The sequence below is a fragment of the Bradyrhizobium sp. USDA 3397 genome (assembly GCF_054060965.1).
In genome coordinates this window covers 4,664,093-4,680,977 of the sequence record NZ_JBSSDS010000001.1, presented here as the reverse complement: position 1 = coordinate 4,680,977, position 16,885 = coordinate 4,664,093, and the positions used below count along the sequence as shown (strand labels likewise).

At 63.4% G+C, this 16,885-nt stretch carries 17 protein-coding genes and 1 pseudogene; 8 read left to right on the top strand and 10 right to left on the bottom strand.

Annotation, left to right across the window (positions count from 1 at the left end; all coding sequences use genetic code 11):
• Nucleotides 1-45 precede the first annotated feature (45 nt).
• Nucleotides 46-1,062 (top strand): adenylate/guanylate cyclase domain-containing protein, encoded by a 1,017-nt coding sequence (locus ACVWYQ_RS21605; protein WP_404544644.1) that lies wholly within the window; start codon nt 46-48, stop codon nt 1,060-1,062.
• Between the two features lie 41 nt (nt 1,063-1,103).
• On the opposite strand, the gene ACVWYQ_RS21600 is transcribed toward ACVWYQ_RS21605, so the two are convergent.
• Nucleotides 1,104-1,379, bottom strand: coding sequence for a hypothetical protein (locus ACVWYQ_RS21600; RefSeq protein WP_157287004.1), 276 nt, complete (start codon nt 1,377-1,379; stop codon nt 1,104-1,106).
• A 215-nt stretch (nt 1,380-1,594) separates the two neighbouring features.
• Between ACVWYQ_RS21600 and ACVWYQ_RS21595 the strand changes: the two genes are divergently transcribed.
• Entirely contained in the window at nt 1,595-1,999 is a 405-nt protein-coding gene (locus ACVWYQ_RS21595; protein ID WP_157287005.1) for a VOC family protein, read from the top strand.
• Between the two features lie 46 nt (nt 2,000-2,045).
• Here ACVWYQ_RS21595 and ACVWYQ_RS21590 read toward each other — a convergent pair whose 3' ends face one another.
• From ACVWYQ_RS21590 to ACVWYQ_RS21575, 4 genes and pseudogenes are all read right to left on the bottom strand, one after another.
• Nucleotides 2,046-2,402, bottom strand: coding sequence for a hypothetical protein (locus ACVWYQ_RS21590; protein ID WP_244941474.1), 357 nt, complete (start codon nt 2,400-2,402; stop codon nt 2,046-2,048).
• Nucleotides 2,403-2,483: 81 nt separating this feature from the next.
• Nucleotides 2,484-2,567, bottom strand: a pseudogene (locus ACVWYQ_RS21585) (MarR family winged helix-turn-helix transcriptional regulator); the annotation flags it as partial.
• A 107-nt stretch (nt 2,568-2,674) separates the two neighbouring features.
• On the bottom strand, nt 2,675-3,394 hold the full coding sequence (locus tag ACVWYQ_RS21580) for a class I SAM-dependent methyltransferase (protein WP_404546385.1): 720 nt from the start codon (nt 3,392-3,394) through the stop codon (nt 2,675-2,677).
• 90 nt (nt 3,395-3,484) lie between these two features.
• Entirely contained in the window at nt 3,485-4,027 is a 543-nt protein-coding gene (locus tag ACVWYQ_RS21575; RefSeq protein ID WP_271539781.1) for a MarR family winged helix-turn-helix transcriptional regulator, read from the bottom strand.
• 111 nt (nt 4,028-4,138) lie between these two features.
• Between ACVWYQ_RS21575 and ACVWYQ_RS21570 the strand changes: the two genes are divergently transcribed.
• The 5 genes from ACVWYQ_RS21570 (at nt 4,139) to fahA (ending at nt 9,833) form a co-directional block, all read left to right on the top strand.
• Nucleotides 4,139-5,797, top strand: coding sequence for an FAD-dependent oxidoreductase (locus ACVWYQ_RS21570; RefSeq protein WP_404654356.1), 1,659 nt, complete (start codon nt 4,139-4,141; stop codon nt 5,795-5,797).
• A gap of 7 nt (nt 5,798-5,804) precedes the next feature.
• Complete coding sequence (locus tag ACVWYQ_RS21565; RefSeq protein ID WP_025032749.1) at nt 5,805-6,029, top strand: DUF2783 domain-containing protein; 225 nt, start codon at nt 5,805-5,807, stop codon at nt 6,027-6,029.
• Between the two features lie 18 nt (nt 6,030-6,047).
• Nucleotides 6,048-7,004: an MBL fold metallo-hydrolase gene (locus tag ACVWYQ_RS21560; RefSeq protein WP_404654354.1), complete on the top strand. Its 957-nt coding sequence runs from the start codon at nt 6,048-6,050 to the stop codon at nt 7,002-7,004.
• Between the two features lie 2 nt (nt 7,005-7,006).
• Nucleotides 7,007-8,353, top strand: a complete 1,347-nt coding sequence (gene hmgA, locus ACVWYQ_RS21555) for a homogentisate 1,2-dioxygenase (protein WP_404544636.1) — start codon at nt 7,007-7,009, stop codon at nt 8,351-8,353.
• 211 nt (nt 8,354-8,564) lie between these two features.
• Nucleotides 8,565-9,833, top strand: coding sequence for a fumarylacetoacetase (fahA, locus tag ACVWYQ_RS21550; RefSeq protein ID WP_271539776.1), 1,269 nt, complete (start codon nt 8,565-8,567; stop codon nt 9,831-9,833).
• Nucleotides 9,834-9,949: 116 nt separating this feature from the next.
• On the opposite strand, the gene ACVWYQ_RS21545 is transcribed toward fahA, so the two are convergent.
• Together ACVWYQ_RS21545 and ACVWYQ_RS21540 are read right to left on the bottom strand one after the other, a co-directional pair.
• Complete coding sequence (locus ACVWYQ_RS21545; RefSeq protein ID WP_275503139.1) at nt 9,950-10,261, bottom strand: DUF1272 domain-containing protein; 312 nt, start codon at nt 10,259-10,261, stop codon at nt 9,950-9,952.
• 74 nt (nt 10,262-10,335) lie between these two features.
• Entirely contained in the window at nt 10,336-10,818 is a 483-nt protein-coding gene (locus ACVWYQ_RS21540; protein ID WP_456726361.1) for an Lrp/AsnC family transcriptional regulator, read from the bottom strand.
• A gap of 121 nt (nt 10,819-10,939) precedes the next feature.
• Here ACVWYQ_RS21540 and hppD point away from each other — a divergent pair, with 121 nt between their 5' ends.
• Nucleotides 10,940-12,058: a 4-hydroxyphenylpyruvate dioxygenase gene (hppD, locus tag ACVWYQ_RS21535; RefSeq protein ID WP_456726360.1), complete on the top strand. Its 1,119-nt coding sequence runs from the start codon at nt 10,940-10,942 to the stop codon at nt 12,056-12,058.
• Between the two features lie 170 nt (nt 12,059-12,228).
• Here hppD and ACVWYQ_RS21530 read toward each other — a convergent pair whose 3' ends face one another.
• The 3 genes from ACVWYQ_RS21530 to ACVWYQ_RS21520 form a co-directional block, all read right to left on the bottom strand.
• Complete coding sequence (locus tag ACVWYQ_RS21530) at nt 12,229-13,341, bottom strand: CaiB/BaiF CoA transferase family protein (RefSeq protein ID WP_404544630.1); 1,113 nt, start codon at nt 13,339-13,341, stop codon at nt 12,229-12,231.
• A gap of 307 nt (nt 13,342-13,648) precedes the next feature.
• Nucleotides 13,649-14,449: an FAD binding domain-containing protein gene (locus ACVWYQ_RS21525; RefSeq protein ID WP_404544627.1), complete on the bottom strand. Its 801-nt coding sequence runs from the start codon at nt 14,447-14,449 to the stop codon at nt 13,649-13,651.
• Nucleotides 14,450-14,462: 13 nt separating this feature from the next.
• The gene (locus tag ACVWYQ_RS21520) at nt 14,463-16,805 is read right to left on the bottom strand and encodes a xanthine dehydrogenase family protein molybdopterin-binding subunit (protein ID WP_157287013.1); all 2,343 of its coding nucleotides are present in this window, start codon (nt 16,803-16,805) and stop codon (nt 14,463-14,465) included.
• Nucleotides 16,806-16,885: the final 80 nt, after the last annotated feature.

Below are 16,885 nucleotides of genomic sequence, written 5' to 3'. Positions count from 1 at the left end.
ACTTGTTCTGCCCCCGCTGACTGTGGAAGCGACATGCGGAGATCGTTGGCGCCCACTATCGTATTGGCTGCAATAGGATTGCTTGCGGGCGGCATCTATCGTTACATTGTCGACGACCCGAGCGAAGCTACGCTTGCAAACTACCTCCGCAGCGGCCTGCATGGGATGGGTGTCGCACTCGCGGCTTGGGCGGTTCACCTCCATTTCACCTCGCGCAGCAGCGCGTGGGTGACGAAATGGCCGCTCGTCGGCGAACTGCTCGTCAAATCTGTCGTCATGGCCATCGTGGTCGCGGCGGCTGCGATTGGGCTGCAAGCCGCACTCTATGGACACCGGATTGACGCCGCGTGGCTCGCGGCGGGCCTGCCTCGCATCGTCGGCGTCGCTTTCTTGATGTCAATGCTGATCAGCTCGGCCTACGAATTGATACGGCTTATCGGCGGCCGTGTTCTTCTCAGCGTCGTTCTCGGCCGATACCGGCGTCCGACGCGTGAAGAGCGCGCGCTATTGTTTCTCGATCTTGTAGGCTCGACATCACTCGCCGAGTCGATGGGCGAGTTGCGAATACAGGAGCTTCTCACCCGCGTCTTTTTCGACATTGACGAAGTCATCCTCGCTCATGGCGGCGAGGTGCACGCCTACGTCGGGGACGAGGTTATCGTTACATGGCGGGTGACTGCCAATCTGTCGGCGCGGCGCTGTATCGGTTGCTTCTTCGCCATCCAGGACAGGATTGTCGACCACGCCGCTTTCTATGTTCGCGAATTCGGCATAGTGCCACGCTTTCGCGGAGGAATGCACGCCGGCTTGGTGGCGATCAGCGAATGCGGCGATTCACGCCGACAGATTGCCTATTTTGGCGATACCGTGAACGTCGCGGCGCGGTTGCAGGAGCATTGCAAGGAGATCGATCGACCCCTGCTCGTTTCAGCCGACCTGTTGCGCTTGGCGAACCCTACCGCCGACCTTGTGGTCGAACCATTGGGGCCAACGCGGTTGCGCGGACGCCGCGCGCCAATCGACGTGCTCGCCGTCGAGCGCCGTCCGTTGACCGACGCGTGAGCCTTCTTGCTCAGTAGCAATACGAAAGATTGAGGTGAACTCTAGGTCTTCGGCTGCCTGATGAAGCCAAAGTAAAGGCAGACCAAGAAGAGAATGAAATGGACGACGGAACGGCCGCCGCTGACCAGCGGTGTCTCGACGAAGTCTGTTCCCAACAGAGGCACAGAAACTTCGGCGACAAAGAGATAGAACAAGATGCCTGATGATACAAAGAACGCGCCTGCCAAGAATTTGCGAAATTCCCTGTTTCGCCACGCGAAAAAGAGGCTTCCGACGGCCATGATGAGGCCTGCGGCGACGTAGAGGACAATGATCATGTTTTCCTCACGGGATCAGGCGCGGTCCACAAAACTTAGTTGGTCGCCAAATTCAGAAGCGCCAGATGCTCTGCCCAGTGGTTACATGTAGGTCGTTCCCTGGCGACCGGTCGGCATCTGCTGCACTGCGCAAGTCCGGAGTTGGCCCATCATGCCGCTATCCGGTCAGCACGGCCCGACAAATGACGCCCCGACGAACTCAGAAGGAGAGAAGGATGCTAGAAAAAGCGAAGGTCGCCGCCCGTCTTCCAGCCAAGGATTTAGATCGGGCGCGGGCGTTCTATTCCGAGAAACTCGGGCTCGACCCGGTCGAACAGCGCGAAGGTGGTCTGCGCTACGTCTGCGCAAGCGGAGAGTTTGCAATATTCATCTCGGCCGGAGTGCAATCCGGCACGCACACGCAGATGGGCTGGGAAGTCGAGGACATCGAATCGACGGTGCGGGAACTTCGTGCAAGGGGAGTAAAGTTCGAGGAATACGACTTGCCCGGCCTGAAGACCGTTGACGGGATCGCCGAGATAGCTGGGAATTACGCAAGCAAGGGCATCGGTGAGAGAGGCGCATGGTTCCGCGACAGCGAAGGCAACCTTCTTGGAATTGGGCAGCCTATTCGAGCTTGACAGGCAGGACATTGCGGCTCGCTCAACGACGGCTCGTTCGTAGCTCCTATTCGATCGTTGCATTCACCGTCATGACCGATCGGCCCGAGCCGTATGGACCCTTTCCTTCACCATAGATGGCGAACGTATCGTTGCCCTTGTAGCCGGATGCCGCGGTATACCTGAACGTCGTGACGTTGACCTGTCTGAGCGTCCCGTGCGCGGGCTTCCGGGACACGCCCGAGCGATGCATCGCTCCCGGAATTCGCATCGGGAAATTGCACGTTTCGCCCGACCTGACCGCGAAGTAGGCCGTCATGTCCACGCCAAACACGGATGGATTGCCGGTGACCCTGCACTCGGAGATGGCGAAGGCCGTGGCCGGCGTCAGGCTCACGACAGCAGCGAGAGCTAATATCCGCATGCGCGTCTCCCGTCGGGATCAAGCGGCAATTGATCTCTAGGGGTCGGGGATGACCATTGATATGAATCAACATATCGTCCGCTAATACGCCTGCTTTGCATCCGCCTCTTCGCTGGTCTGGATCAGATCGAGGCTCTGCTCGGTCTTGCCGAGCAGAGCTCGTAGATGGGTTGAGCCCTTGCGAAACCCATCGATCCATCCGCGATGACGCATGATGGGTTTCGCAAGGGCTCAACCGATCCTACGCGCCGAGACGGGCGGCGGACGCGATGTCAACGAGCACCGGCAGGATCCGGGCAAGCAACGATGTCGCGAGGAGACTTTCGAGCCGCCAGCTCCGGAGGAGAGAATACTGCGAGGTATCCTCCGTCCCCTGCGAGCTTATAAGTGGCGATCTCGCGATAGTCGAGGGCGGCCAACTCGCAGCGCAAGAGCTCAATTGGCGTGCCATGCTTCGAGGTCGGAAGCTCAAGATCGACAATTCCGACCCGCGCACCTTGCTTCAAGGCGGGCGCGAGATTGTAGAGGAAGGCATACGGTTGGGTTATCTCGTGATACATATGCACAAGGATTGCGGCGTCCAGCGAGGAAGCGGGCAGACGCGGGTCGTGTGGTTCGCCGAGCGCGAATTGCACGTTCGTCAACTTCAGAAGTCTTGTTCGCCTGGCGAGTTCGACGAGGTAATCCCGCGTGACGTCCTGGGCAACGACAGAGCCGGCGGGGCCGACGAGGTGCGAGAGCCTGACCGTGTGGTAGCCGCTGCCTGCTCCAATGTCGCCGACTGTCATACCTGGCTTCAGTTCAAGAACGCGCGCGATTTGACCGGCCTCATTGAGGGCGTCGCGGCGCTCTTCGGCGGAGCGGCGCGGGCTGACGATCCGCGCGACAGGACGCTGGGGTGAGGGAAACTCGTTTGCAGCGACTCCAGGGGGAGCCAGATGACCTATGTCAGCGGCGTGTGCGCGAGTCGCGGCAAACGCCACAAGTAGCATCGCAATATACGTTGCTGCCGTCACGGTCCTACCTAGCTTTCTCAACCGGACTCCCAAAAAGCTGACGTCTGCGCCCTATGGGTGGGCGCCCTAATACGCCTGCTTCGCATCCGCCTCTTCGCTGGTCTGGATCAGATCGAGGCTCTGCTCGATCTTGCCAAGCAGGGCCGAGAGCTGCTTGCGCTCCTGCGCGGAGAGGCAGGCGAGGATCTCGTCCTCCCGCCGCAGCAATTGCGGGAACAGCTCCTCGTAGAGCGCGCGGCCCTTTTTCGTCAGTTGCAGGCGGAATTCGCGGCGGTCGGCTTCGTTCTCGACCCGCTCGATCAGGCCGTCGCTGAGCAGCGTCGTCACCGCGCGGCTGATGGTGGATTTGTGAGTGCGGGTGCATTGCGAAATGTATTGCGCGCTGCAGGCATCATTGCGGAAGCCGAGCGTGGCGATGACGCGCCAGGCCGGAATGTCGAGGCCGTGGCGCTCCTGATACTCGACCGACAGCGCGGAACTGACTTCCGCCGCGAGCCGGTTGAGGCGGAACGGCACGAACTTGAACAGATCGAGCCGCGGCTTTGGCTGCGCCGAAGCCTCGTCGGCCGCGCGCGCTTTGAGCGCGATGTCGCTGGATGTCCTCGCCAAGGAGAGCGCCTCCGAATTCCAGTTGACGGCCGGCCGGCTCCGGTCCAGAATAGTTGCACGTGAGACTATCTAGCAGATCGATCCTGTCCTGACCAGAGCCGAGGTTCGTGTATGGCGCCGGCCAATACCCCTCACGCCAAAACCCTGAACGCCAAGACCGCTCAAGCCAAGACCCAGTTCGGCTACCGCCGTCACCCCGATCAGGACCGCCCCGGCTCGAGCCCCGCGGCGCATCCGATCGTGATCGTCGGCGCGGGCCCGGTCGGGTTGTCGCTGGGGATCGACCTTGCCCAGCGCGGTCAGCGCGTCGTGCTGCTTGATGATGCCGACCGCATCGGCGAAGGCTCGCGCGCGATCTGCTTCTCGAAACGCTCGCTGGAATATTGGGACCGGCTCGGCGTCGGCGACCGCATGGTCGAGAAGGGCGTGGTGTGGAGTGTCGGCCGCATCTTCCATGGCGAGTCGCAGCTCTACCAGTTCAACCTCCTGCCCGAAGACGGTCACAAGCGGCCGGCCTTTATCAATCTCCAGCAATATTACGCCGAGGCCTATCTGGTCGATCGCATCAACGAGCTGCCGGAGATCGACCTGCGCTGGCGCAACAAGGTGACAGCGCTCGAGCAGCGCAACGATTCCGCGCTTTTGACGATCGAGACGCCCGAGGGCGCCTACCGCCTGAATGCGCAATATGTCGTAGCCTGCGACGGTGCGCGCTCCTCGCTGCGGCAGATGGTCGGGGCGGAATTCGCCGGCCAGGTGTTCGAGGATCAGTTCCTGATCGCAGACGTCAAGATGACCGCGGAATTTCCGACCGAGCGCTGGTTCTGGTTCGATCCGCCGTTCCATGCCGGGCGTTCGGCGCTGCTCCACCGGCAGCCCGACGATGTCTGGCGTATCGATCTCCAGCTCAATCGCTATGCCGATCCGGTCCTCGAGAAGAAGCCGGAGAACGTGCGGCCGCGGATCGCGCGCATGCTCGGCCACGACAAGTTCGAATTCGAGTGGATTTCGCTCTACAAATTCCAATGCCGGCGGATGGACCGCTTCATCCATGGCCGCGTGATCTTCGCCGGCGATTCCGCGCATCAGGTCTCGCCCTTCGGCGCGCGTGGCGCGAACTCGGGACTCGAAGACGCGGAGAATCTGTCCTGGAAGCTCGACCGCGTGCTGCGCGGCAAATCGCCCGCGGGCTTGCTGGAGAGCTATCATCTCGAGCGCAGCATGGCGGCCGACGAGAACATTCGCGAATCCACCCGCTCGACTGACTTCATGGCGCCGAACTCGCATCAGGAGGCGCGGCTGCGCAAGGCGGTGCTGTCACTGGCCAAGGAGACCGAGTTCGGCAAGCGCATGGTCAATGGCGGCAGGCTGTCGGTGCCTTGCAGCTATCACTCGCCGCTGTCTTCGCTTGATGCGGAGACATGGCGCGCTGGGCCCTCACCCGGCTGTTCGATGCTCGACGCGCCCGTCGCAACGCGCGCCGGCGAGCAGATCTATCTGACCGACGCTTTCCGCAGGGCTGGAACGGACTTCACCTTGCTGTCGTTCAGCAATGGTGCGCCGATCGATGCGCCTGATGGTATCAACGGCATCCGCATTGGTGCCGACGGTGAATTTGCCGATCCCTCGGGCCTGGTCGCGAAGCGCTACGGCGCCGTGCCCGGTGCCGCTTATCTGCTGAGGCCCGACGGTTATGTCGCGGCGCGCTTCCGTCATCCGACGCGTTCGGCGATCGCGGCGGCGCTGGCGCGAGCCGAAGGTTTGTATTGAGGTTGGCATGCCGCTCTCCACCAGCTCGAACTTCGCGCGCCCCGACGATGCGTTCCGTGCCATCGTCGAGGCGCATCGCGGCCTGACCGAGGAGCAGAGCGCCGATTTCGACGCGGCGCTGGTTCTGATCCTCGCCAACCATATCGGCGACATCGACGTGCTGCGCGAAGCGATTGGACTCGCCAAGCGCCGCATGATCGACGGCCAGCAGCAACAACAGCAACAACAATAGCCCTGTAAGGACGAATTCATGGCGAAAAACTTCGCATCTACCGGCGATCTCTCCGAGAAGAAGATCACCTTCTCCGAGATCGGCACCGATCTCTATGCCTTCACCGCCGAGGGCGATCCCAACACCGGCGTGATCGTCGGCGACGATGGCTGCCTCGTGTTCGACGCGCAGGCGACGCCGGCCATGGCGAACAAGGTGATCGAGCGGGTCCGCACGGTGACCGACAAGCCGATCAAATATGTCGTGCTGTCGCACTATCACGCCGTTCGCGTGCTCGGGGCCTCCGCCTACAAGGCACAAGGCATCGTCGCCTCGCAGGAGACTCATCGGCTGATTGCGGAGCGCGGCCAGCAGGATTGGGATTCCGAGTACGGCCGCTTTCCGCGCCTGTTCCAGGATGCGCAGAGCATTCCCGGCCTGACCTGGCCGACGCTGACCTTCGAAGGCGAGATGACGATCTATCTCGGCAAGCGCGAGGTGCGCCTGATGCAGCTGGGCGCCGGCCACACCTCGGGCGACATTGTCGGCTGGGTGCCGGATGCGGAGGTGATGTTCTCGGGCGACCTCATCGAATATCACTCGGCCTGTTATTGCGGCGATGCGCATTTGCGCGAATGGCCGATGACGCTGAACGAGATCCGCAACTTCAATCCGAAGGCGATCGCGCCGGGCCGCGGCGATGCGCTGAAGGGCACCGCCACGGTGCGCGAGGCGATCGCGATGACGCGCGACTTCGTCACCTCGCTCTATGGTGCCGCCGAAATCTCGGTCGCCAAGGGCCGCAGCTTAAAGGAATCGATGGCGGCGACGCGCGAGGTGATGGATCCAAAATTCTCGAGCTTTGCCATCTACGAGCACTGCCTGCCGTTCAACGTGTCGCGCGCCTACGACGAAGCATCCGGTATAGACGACCCCGTGATCTGGACCGACAAGCGCGACCAGGAAATGTGGGCCGCCTTGCAAGGAGGAGGATAGTCATGAACATCGATACCTCGCCTGATCAGATCATCCGCAGCTCGGCCCAGGTGACGCCGGGCTACATGTCCGGCTTCGGCAATTCTTTCGAAACCGAGGCGCTGCCGGGCGCGTTGCCGATCGGGCGCAACTCGCCGCAGCGCTGCGCCTACGGGCTCTATGCCGAGCAGCTCTCGGGCTCGCCCTTCACCGCGCCGCGCGGCAGCAATGAGCGCTCCTGGCTCTACCGCATCCGCCCCTCCGTGAAGCATTCCGGCCGCTTCGAGAAGGTCGACGCCGGGCTGTGGCGTTCGGCGCCGTGCCACGAATACGACCTGCCGATCGCGCAGCTGCGCTGGGATCCGACGCCGCTGCCGAAGGAGGAGGTCACCTTCATCCAGGGCGTGCAGACCATGACGACGGCGGGGGATGTGAATACGCAAGCCGGCATGGCCGCGCATGTCTATCTCATCACCAAGTCGATGGTGGATCAGCATTTCTACGATGCCGACGGCGAGCTGATGTTCGTGCTGCAACAGGGCAATCTGCGCCTCGTCACCGAGTTCGGCCGCATCGATGCAGAGCCCGGCGAGATCGTGGTGATCCCGCGCGGCGTCAAGTTCCGCGTCGAGATTCCGAATGGGCCGGCGCGCGGCTATCTCTGCGAAAATTACGGCGGCGCCTTCACGCTGCCGGAGCGCGGGCCGATCGGCGCCAATTGCCTTGCCAATGCGCGCGACTTCCTGACGCCGGTGGCAAACTACGAGGACAAGGACACGCCGACCGAGCTCTACGTGAAATGGGGTGGCTCGCTGTTCAAGACGGCCCTGCCGCATTCGCCGATCGACGTCGTCGCCTGGCACGGCAATTACGCGCCGTACAAGTATGATCTGCGCACCTTCTCGCCCGTCGGCGCGATCGGCTTCGACCATCCCGATCCCTCGATCTTCACGGTGCTGACCTCGCCCTCGGAGACCGCGGGCACCGCCAATATCGATTTCGTCATCTTCCCGGAGCGCTGGATGGTCGCGGAAAACACCTTCCGTCCGCCCTGGTATCACATGAACATCATGAGCGAGTTCATGGGCCTGATCTACGGCGTCTACGACGCCAAGCCGCAGGGCTTCGTCCCCGGCGGCATCTCCTTGCACAATTGCATGCTGCCGCACGGCCCCGACCGCGACGCCTTCGAGCACGCCAGCAACGGCGAACTGAAGCCGGTGAAGCTGACCGGCACCATGGCCTTCATGTTCGAGACCCGCTACCCGCAGCGCGTCACCGCCCATGCGGCGAAGTCCTCGACGCTGCAGGACGATTACGCCGATTGCTGGAAAGGCCTGGAGAAGCGCTTCGATCCGACAAAGCCGTGATGCCTCTTACCCTCCCCTGGAGGGGGAGGGTCGCTACGCATCCAGCGAAAGCGGAATGCGTAGCGGGGTGGGGTGACAGTCTCTCCGCAAGGAAAACTGCCCGAGTGGAGAGATCACCCATCCCGTCTCATATTTCGCTGCGCTCAATATGAGCCGACCCTCCCCCTCCAGGGGAGGGTGACACCCTCACCGCTGCGCCCACGGGAAACCAATGCCCCACCCCAACGACCCCAGCCTCCGCTCCTTCATCGCCGTCGATCCCGGCTCGGACTTCCCGATCCAGAACCTGCCATATGGCGTGTTCTCGACAAACGACGAGCGCGCACCGCGCCTCGGAGTAGCGATTGGCGACTACGTGCTCGATCTCTGGGAGCTTGAGCAAGATGGCGTGATCAGTGCGGGCGATCCCGGCACATTTGCTGTAGGACTAAACGCCCTGATGCATCTGGGTCCAAAGGTTTGGTCGAAAACCCGCGCGCGCATCAGCGAGCTGTTGCGGCACGACAATCCCGAGCTTCGCGATAACGAGCAGTTGCGCTCGCGCGCTTTCGTTCCCATGCGCGATGCCAAACTGCACATGCCCTTCACCGTCTCCGGCTACACCGACTTCTATTCCTCCAAGGAGCACGCCACCAATGTCGGCGTGATGTTCCGCGGCAAGGACAATGCGCTGCAGCCGAACTGGCTGCACATGCCGATCGCCTATAACGGCCGCGCCTCCACCGTGGTCGTCTCCGGCACCAAGGTGAAGCGGCCGCGCGGGCAGCTGAAGCCGCCGAATGTGGAGCTGCCGAGCTTTGCGCCGTGCAAGCGGCTCGATTTCGAGCTGGAGATGGGCGTCGTCATCGGCCAGCCGTCGCCGATGGGCGGCATGCTGAGCGAGCAACAGGCCGAGGAGATGATCTTCGGCTTCGTGTTGCTCAACGACTGGAGCGCGCGCGACATCCAGCAATGGGAGTATGTGCCGCTCGGTCCGTTCCTGGCAAAAGCGTTCGCGACCTCGATCAGCCCCTGGGTGGTGACGCGCGAGGCGCTGGAGCCGTTCCGCTTGAACGGGCCGGAGCAGCAGCCGGTGCCGCTGGATTATCTCAAGCAGACGAGGCCGCAGAACTACGATGTCGCGCTCGACGTCTCCTTGCGCGCCGCCGGTGCCAATGCGCCCGCCAGCATCAGCCGCACCAATTTCAAGTACATGTACTGGTCCTCGGTGCAGCAATTGATGCACCACGCCTCCTCAGGCTGCGCCATGAATGTCGGCGATCTCCTAGGGAGTGGCACCATCTCCGGCCCGGAGAAGAACCAGCGCGGCAGCCTGCTCGAGATCAGCTGGAACGGCACCGAGCCGGTCGAACTGCCCGGCGGCGCCAAGCGCTCGTTCCTGGAAGACGGCGACAGCCTCGTCATGCGTGGCTGGTGCCAGGGCAATGGCTACCGCGTCGGGTTCGGCGAGGTCGAGGGAACGATCGTGGCCGCGGAATAGCCGAAGGCGCCGCCACAACCTCCGTCATTGCGAGCGCAGCGAAGCAATCCAGGAATCCCTCCGCGGAGACAGTCTGGATTGCTTCGCTGCGCTCGCAATGACGGCGTGGATGGAGCCTACCGCCTCTCCGGCGGCACGTCGCGCACCCGCGCACAATGCGCCGCGACGTCCTCCATGCTGTACTTCAAATGCACCCGCTTGTCCGACGGCGCCTGCTTGGCGGTGCATACGCCCGGCCGCCATTCCTGCGCCGGCCTGATCGGGCGCGGGGCGAAGCCGCCGCCGCAGTTCGGGCAGACATTGAACAGCTTGGTCTCGACGCAGTCCGCACAGAACGTGCATTCATAGGAGCAGATCCGCGCATTGGTCGCGTCGGGCGGCAGATCGCAATCGCAATATTCGCAGTTCGGTCGCAGCTGGAGTGCCATGTTGAATCTCCGCAACTAGAGCTGCGATCATCGCAGATCGTGCAGCCAGCGCGAATGCCGTAGTTCCCTCGATTTCAGCCGGGCTTGATCTCCTTCAGCGGCAGCTTCGAGCTCTCCTTCAGCCTATCAAGCACGATCGAGGAGCGCACATGCGCCACGCTCTGGTGCGGCATCAGCACGTCGTTGTCGACGAGGTTGGATAGGCCCTTGAGATCGCGCAGCACGGCTTTGAGCACATAGTCGGCATCGCCCGTCAGCGAATACGCCTCCTGGATCTCATCGATCCGGTTCACCAGCGCGCGAAAACGCTTGGAATTGTCCGGCGAGTGGGTCGCCAGTCCCACCTGGATGAAGGCGATCACGCCGAAGCCGAGCGCCTCGCTGGAGAGGTCGGCGTGGTAGCCCGCGATCACCTTCTCCTCCTCCAGCCGCATCCGCCGCCGCGAGCATTGCGAGGCTGAAAGGCCCGCGAGCTCGGCGAGCTCCTGGTTGGTGAGGCGGCCATCGTCCTGAAGCGCGCCGAGAATCCTGAGGTCGAAGGCGTCAACAGAAATCATGCGTCTTTCATCCATTTCATGCACGGATCGTGCATAGAATAGCCAAAGCCCGCCTCGTTTGCACGCTCATTGCATGGCTTATGAAGGATAGTTCCTGTCAGCAGCCATTCGGGAGAACACCATGGGACCGTTTCCGCACGATGCACCGCCGGCCACGATCACTGCCGACAACCCGATGGGCACCGACGGCTTCGAGTTCGTCGAATACGCGCATCCCAATCCGCAAGACTTGCACGCTTTGTTCAAGCTGATGGGCTATGCGCCCGTCGCGCGCCACAGAACCAAGAAGATCACGGTCTATCGCCAGGGCGACATCAACTATCTCGTCAACGAGGAGCCCGGCACTCACGGTTATGAGTTCGTCGCCGCCCACGGCCCCTGCGCGCCGTCGATGGCGTTTCGCGTCGTCGATGCCAAGGCGGCCTATGACCGTGCCATTGCGCTCGGCGCCGAGCCGGCCGATGTGTCATCGACGCAGAAGACGCTCGACGTGCCCGCGATCAGGGGCATCGGCGGCAGCCTACTTTATCTCGTCGATCGCTACGGTGCCAAGGGCTCGGCCTATGACGCTGAGTTCGAATGGCTGGGCGCGCGCGATCCCAAGCCGCATGGCGCCGGCCTGTTCTATCTCGACCATCTCACCCACAACGTCCATCGCGGCCGCATGAATGTCTGGGCCGGCTTCTACGAGAAGCTGTTCAACTTCCGCCAGATCCGCTTCTTCGACATCGAGGGCCGCGCCTCCGGCCTGTTCTCGCGCGCGCTGACCAGCCCCGACGGCAAGATCCGCATTCCGATCAACGAGGACGCCGGCGAGTCCGGCCAGATCGAGGAATATCTGCAGACCTATCGCGGCGAGGGCATCCAGCACATCGCCTGCGGCTGCCGCGACATCTACCGCACCATCGAAGGCCTGCGCGAGGCCGGCCTGCCCTTCATGCCGTCGCCGCCCGACACCTATTTCGAGAAGATCGATACGCGCCTGCCCAAGCACGGCGAGGACGTCGCCCGGCTCAAGAAAAACGGCATCCTGATCGACGGCGAGGGCGTGGTCGATGGCGGCCAGACCAAGGTGCTGCTGCAGATCTTCTCGGCCAACGCGATCGGCCCGATCTTCTTCGAGTTCATCCAGCGCAAGGGCGACGATGGATTTGGCGAGGGCAATTTCAAGGCCCTGTTCGAATCCATCGAGGAGGATCAGATTCGCCGCGGTGTGTTGAAGGTGGGAGACGCGGCGTAGGGCGCGGCCGTCACGCACACTGCGTAGGGTGGGCAAAGCGAAGCGTGCCCACGTCCTGCCTAATTGATGCGAAGACGTGGGCACGGCGCTTCGCGCCTTTGCCCACCCTACGCGACTGTGGTTATGGATCCCGGGCTCGCGCCCCGCGCGTCCCGGGATGACCGCGGAAATTACTTCGGCGCCTGCCACGCCGTCATCACCGCCCCGATCTCCGCCGCCTCGGGCTCGCGTGCCGCCGAGGGCGTGCGCGAGAACCGCGGCGCCGGGGCCGGCTGTTTCACGCCGTGCCGCTCGATGAAGACGTTGCGGGCGACCATGTGCGGATGCTGTGTCGCCTCAGACATGGTCAGCACCGGCGCGAAGCAGATATCGGTGCCTTCCATGATCTTGCACCAGTCCTCGCGCGTCTTGCTCTTGAACACGGCCTTCAGCTTCTCCTTCAGCGCCGGCCAGGCCTTGCGGTCCATCTGCGCGTCGAAATCCGCATCCGTCAGGCCCGCATGCTCGCGCAGCAGCGCGTAGAATTGCGGCTCGATCGAGCCGATCGAGACGAAGTGCCCGCAGGCGCATTCGTAGACGCCGTAGAAATGCGCGCCGCCGTCGAGGAAGTTCTGGTTACGCCCCTCGGTCCAGCGTCCCATCGTGGTCATGTCGAAGAAGAACGACATCAGCGAGGCCGCGCCGTCGCACATTGCCGCGTCCACCACCTGGCCCTTGCCCGATTTCTGCGCTTCCAGAAGCGCCGCGAGCACGCCGACGACGAGATAGAGCGCACCGCCGCCGAAATCGCCGACCAAATTGAGCGGCGGCACCGGCGCTTCCTTCGTGCCGATCGCGGCGAGCGCGCCGGTGATGGAAATGTAATTGATGTCGTGGCCGGCGGCGTTGGCGAGCGGGCCCTCCTGGCCCCAGCCGGTCATGCGGCCATAGACCAGCTTCGGGTTGCGTGCGAGCACGACGTCCGGCCCGAGGCCGAGCCGCTCCATCACACCGGGGCGAAAACCCTCGACCAGCGCGTCCGCGCTCGCGAGCAGATCCAATACTTGCGCGATCGCCGCCTTGTCCTTGAGGTCGAGCTCGATCACCTTGCGGCCGCGCCCGGCCACCGACTTCATGCTCTTCTTGGCGCCGACGCGGTCGAGGGTGACGACGTCGGCGCCCATGTCGGCCAGCATCATGCAGGCGAACGGACCGGGCCCAATGCCGGCGAATTCGACGATGCGGAAGCCCGAGAGCGGGCCGGAAGCGCGGACGGAGGAGGTGGAGGCTGGTTTGTCGAGCACGTTGTTGTTTCCTCGGGTCGCGGGCGCATGCCGGCGTCGGCAATTGCCTCTGACGTTTCTTCTGTTGAGCGAGTTAATCGGCCGATTAACTTTTCTCGCCTTCACGCCAGCGAGGCAAGCGGTTTTCATGCCGCACGGCCAAAATAAAGCGGCGCGCACTAAAGTGCGCGCCGCGGAAAATTTGCGTGGAGACGCTACAGCATGATCCGGAAAAGTGCGTAGCGGTTTTCCGAAAGGATCATGCTGGAACAATAACCTAAAGCGCGATGACGATTCATCCCAATCGCATCGCGCTTTAGCCGAACCGTCAGCGCGCAGCGGCGACCGCGCGTTGTGCCATCACCTTGATCAGATTGGCGCGATACTCCGCCGTGCCGTGGATGTCGGCCAGCAATCCGTTCGCCGAAATCGTCACGCTGTCGATCGCCGACGGCGACCAGTTCGCCTTCAGCGCCGCCTCGATCGCGCCCACCCGCATCACGCCGGTTTGTGAGGCGCCGGTGGCGGCGACCCGCACCTCGCCCGACTTGGTCTGCGCCACGAACACGCCGGTGAGCGCAAAGCGCGAGGCCGGATGCCGCATCTTCTCGTAGCCTGCCTTCGCCGGCACCGGGAATGACACGGCGGTGATGATCTCGCCGTCTTCCAGCGCCGTCGTGAACAGGCCCTGGAAGAAATCATCCGCCGCAATCGACCGCTTGTTGGTCTTCACGGTGGCGCCGAGCGCGAGCAGCGCCGCCGGGAAATCCGCAGCCGGATCGTTGTTGGCGATCGAGCCGCCGATCGTGCCGCGATAACGCACGGCGGGGTCGCCGAGCACCGAGGTGAGATAGGCGATCGCGGGGATCGCCTGCTTCACATCGGCATTCGTCATGATGTCGTAATAGGTCGTCGCCGCCTTGATGGTCAGCGTGTCGCCCGACAGCTCGACGCCCTGCAGCTCCTTGATCCTGCCGAGGTCGATGACGTCGGAGGGACCTGCGAGGCGCTGCTTCATGACCGGCAGCAGCGTCTGACCGCCGGCGAGGAACTTCGACTCGCTGCCTTTTGCGAACAGGCTGGCGGCCTCGTCGACCGAGGAGGCGCGATGATAGGTGGTCTGGTACATCTTCGGTCCTCCCTTAAGCCGCGTGGATCGTGCGCCACACCCGGTCCGGGGTTGCGGGCATTTCCAGGTTGTTCTTGCCGATCGCATCCGTGATCGCGTTGATCACGGCCGCCGATGCGCCGATCGCGCCGGCCTCACCGCAACCCTTGATGCCCAAGGGATTGCCCGGGCAGAGCGTCGTGGTGTGGGACAGGTTGAACGACGGCACGTCGTCGGCGCGCGGCATGGCGTAATCCATGAACGAGGCCGTGACCGGCTGGCCGTTGGCATCGTAGATCGCATGCTCGAGCAACGCCTGCCCGATGCCCTGCACAAGGCCGCCATGGACCTGGCCCTCGACGATCATCGGGTTGATCAGCCGGCCGAAATCGTCGGCCGCGACGAAGTTGACGAAGGAGGTCTTGCCGGTGCCGGGATCGACCTCGAGCTCGCAGATATAGGCGCCGGCCGGGAAGGTGAAGTTGGTCGGGTCGTAGAAGGCGCTCTCCTTCAAACCCGGCTCCATCCCGTCAGGCAGGTTGTGCGCGGTGTAGGCCGCGAGCGCGACCATCGGTAGGGCGATCGCCTTGTCGGTGCCTGTTACCTTGAACTCGCCGTTCTCGATGACGATGTCGGCCTCCGACGCCTCCAGCGCATGCGCGGCGATCTTCTTGGCCTTGGATTCCATCTTCTCCATCGCCTTCAGGATCGCGGTGAGGCCGACGGCCGCCGAGCGCGAGCCGTAGGTGCCCATGCCGAACTGGACCTTGTCGGTGTCGCCATGGACGATCGAGACTTGGCTGATCGGAACGCCCAGGCGCTCCGCGACGAGCTGGCAGAACGTGGTCTCGTGACCCTGGCCGTGGCTGTGCGAGCCGGTGAGGATCTCGATGGTGCCGACCGGATTGACGCGCACTTCGGCCGATTCCCATAGGCCGACGCCGGCGCCCAGGCTGCCGACCGCCTTCGACGGCGCGATGCCGCAGGCCTCGATGTAGCAGGACACGCCGATGCCGCGCAGCTTGCCGTCGGCTTTCGCCTTGGCCTTGCGGGCAGGGAAGCCGGCATAGTCGATCGCCTTCATCGCCGCATCGAGGGAAGCGTTGAAGTCGCCGGTGTCGTAGGCCATGATGACAGGCGTCTGGTGCGGGAACTGGGTGATGAAGTTGGTCCGGCGCAACTGGGCCGGATCGACGTTCAGCTGCCGCGCCGCCGTCTCCATCAACCGTTCGATCAGATAGCTCGCCTCGGGCCGGCCCGCGCCGCGATAAGCGTCGACCGGCGTGGTGTTGGTGTAGACCCCGATCACCTCGGCATGGATCGCCGGGATGTTGTACTGGCCCGACAGCAGCGTCGCGTAGAGATAGGTCGGCACCGAGGACGAGAACAGCGACATGTAGGCGCCGAAATTGGCGTAGGTCTTCACCTTGAGGCCGATGATCTTGTTGTTGGCGTCGAAGGCCATCTCGGCATGGGTGATGTGATCGCGGCCATGCGCGTCGGTGAGGAAGGCTTCGGTCCGGTCGCCGGTCCACTTGACGGGACGGCCGACTTTCTTCGAGGCCCACAGCGCCACCATCTCCTCGGGATAGATGAAGATCTTGGAGCCGAAGCCGCCGCCGACGTCGGGCGCGATCACGCGCAGCTTGTGCTCGGGGGCGATGTTGTAGAACGCCGAGAGCACGAGACGCGCGACGTGCGGGTTCTGCGACGTCGTATAGAGCGTGAAGTGCTCCTCCGCGGTGTCGTAATCGGCGATCGCCGCGCGCGGCTCCATCGCATTCGGCGCGAGGCGGTTGTTGGTGACGTCGAGCTTCACCACATTGGCGGCTTTCGAGAAGGCGGCATTCACCGCGCCCTCGTCGCCGATCACCCAATCATAGACCTGGTTGCCGGGAGCCTCGGGATGAAGCTGCGGCGCGCCGGGCTTGATGGCGGCGTGCATGTCGGCGACCGCGGGAAGCTCCTCGTAGTCGACCACGACGGCTTCCGCCGCGTCGCGCGCGAGATTCTTGCTGTCGGCGATCACGACTGCGACCGCCTGCCCGACGAAGCGCACCGTCTCCGGCGCCATCGCCGGCCATGCGCCCATCTTCATCGGGCTGCCGTCCTTGGAGGTGATGGCCCAGCCGCAGATCAGGTTGCCGACCTTGTCGTCGACCAGTTGCTGTCCGGTGAGCACGGCGACCACGCCCGGCATCTTCAGCGCCGCGGACGAGTCGATCTTCTTGACCTTGGCGTGCGCGTGCGGGCTGCGGATGAAATAGGCATGGGTCATTCCCGTCAACTTGATGTCGTCGACGTAACGGCCCTTGCCGGTAATGAAACGCTTGTCTTCCTTGCGCACGACGCGTGCGCCGATGCCTTCAACACCCATGTCTGGTCCTCCCGACCGGAAATTTCCTTGATCGCGCCGTCCAACGACGGCTGCGACGGTTGTTCTTGTTTCGAGGCGCG

Excerpts from the sequence above, each read along its gene's own strand:
- ACVWYQ_RS21600 (WP_157287004.1), bottom strand. The coding sequence starts at position 1,379 with ATGATCATTGTCCTCTACGTCGCCGCAGGCCTCATCATGGCCGTCGGA.
- ACVWYQ_RS21595 (WP_157287005.1), top strand. The coding sequence starts at position 1,595 with ATGCTAGAAAAAGCGAAGGTCGCCGCCCGTCTTCCAGCCAAGGATTTA.
- ACVWYQ_RS21590 (WP_244941474.1), bottom strand. The coding sequence starts at position 2,402 with ATGCGGATATTAGCTCTCGCTGCTGTCGTGAGCCTGACGCCGGCCACG.
- ACVWYQ_RS21580 (WP_404546385.1), bottom strand. The coding sequence starts at position 3,394 with ATGCTACTTGTGGCGTTTGCCGCGACTCGCGCACACGCCGCTGACATA.
- ACVWYQ_RS21570 (WP_404654356.1), top strand. The coding sequence starts at position 4,139 with ATGGCGCCGGCCAATACCCCTCACGCCAAAACCCTGAACGCCAAGACC.
- ACVWYQ_RS21565 (WP_025032749.1), top strand. The coding sequence starts at position 5,805 with ATGCCGCTCTCCACCAGCTCGAACTTCGCGCGCCCCGACGATGCGTTC.
- ACVWYQ_RS21560 (WP_404654354.1), top strand. The coding sequence starts at position 6,048 with ATGGCGAAAAACTTCGCATCTACCGGCGATCTCTCCGAGAAGAAGATC.
- hmgA (WP_404544636.1), top strand. The coding sequence starts at position 7,007 with ATGAACATCGATACCTCGCCTGATCAGATCATCCGCAGCTCGGCCCAG.
- fahA (WP_271539776.1), top strand. The coding sequence starts at position 8,565 with ATGCCCCACCCCAACGACCCCAGCCTCCGCTCCTTCATCGCCGTCGAT.
- ACVWYQ_RS21545 (WP_275503139.1), bottom strand. The coding sequence starts at position 10,261 with ATGGCACTCCAGCTGCGACCGAACTGCGAATATTGCGATTGCGATCTG.
- ACVWYQ_RS21540 (WP_456726361.1), bottom strand. The coding sequence starts at position 10,818 with ATGATTTCTGTTGACGCCTTCGACCTCAGGATTCTCGGCGCGCTTCAG.
- hppD (WP_456726360.1), top strand. The coding sequence starts at position 10,940 with ATGGGACCGTTTCCGCACGATGCACCGCCGGCCACGATCACTGCCGAC.
- ACVWYQ_RS21525 (WP_404544627.1), bottom strand. The coding sequence starts at position 14,449 with ATGTACCAGACCACCTATCATCGCGCCTCCTCGGTCGACGAGGCCGCC.
- ACVWYQ_RS21520 (WP_157287013.1), bottom strand. The coding sequence starts at position 16,805 with ATGGGTGTTGAAGGCATCGGCGCACGCGTCGTGCGCAAGGAAGACAAG.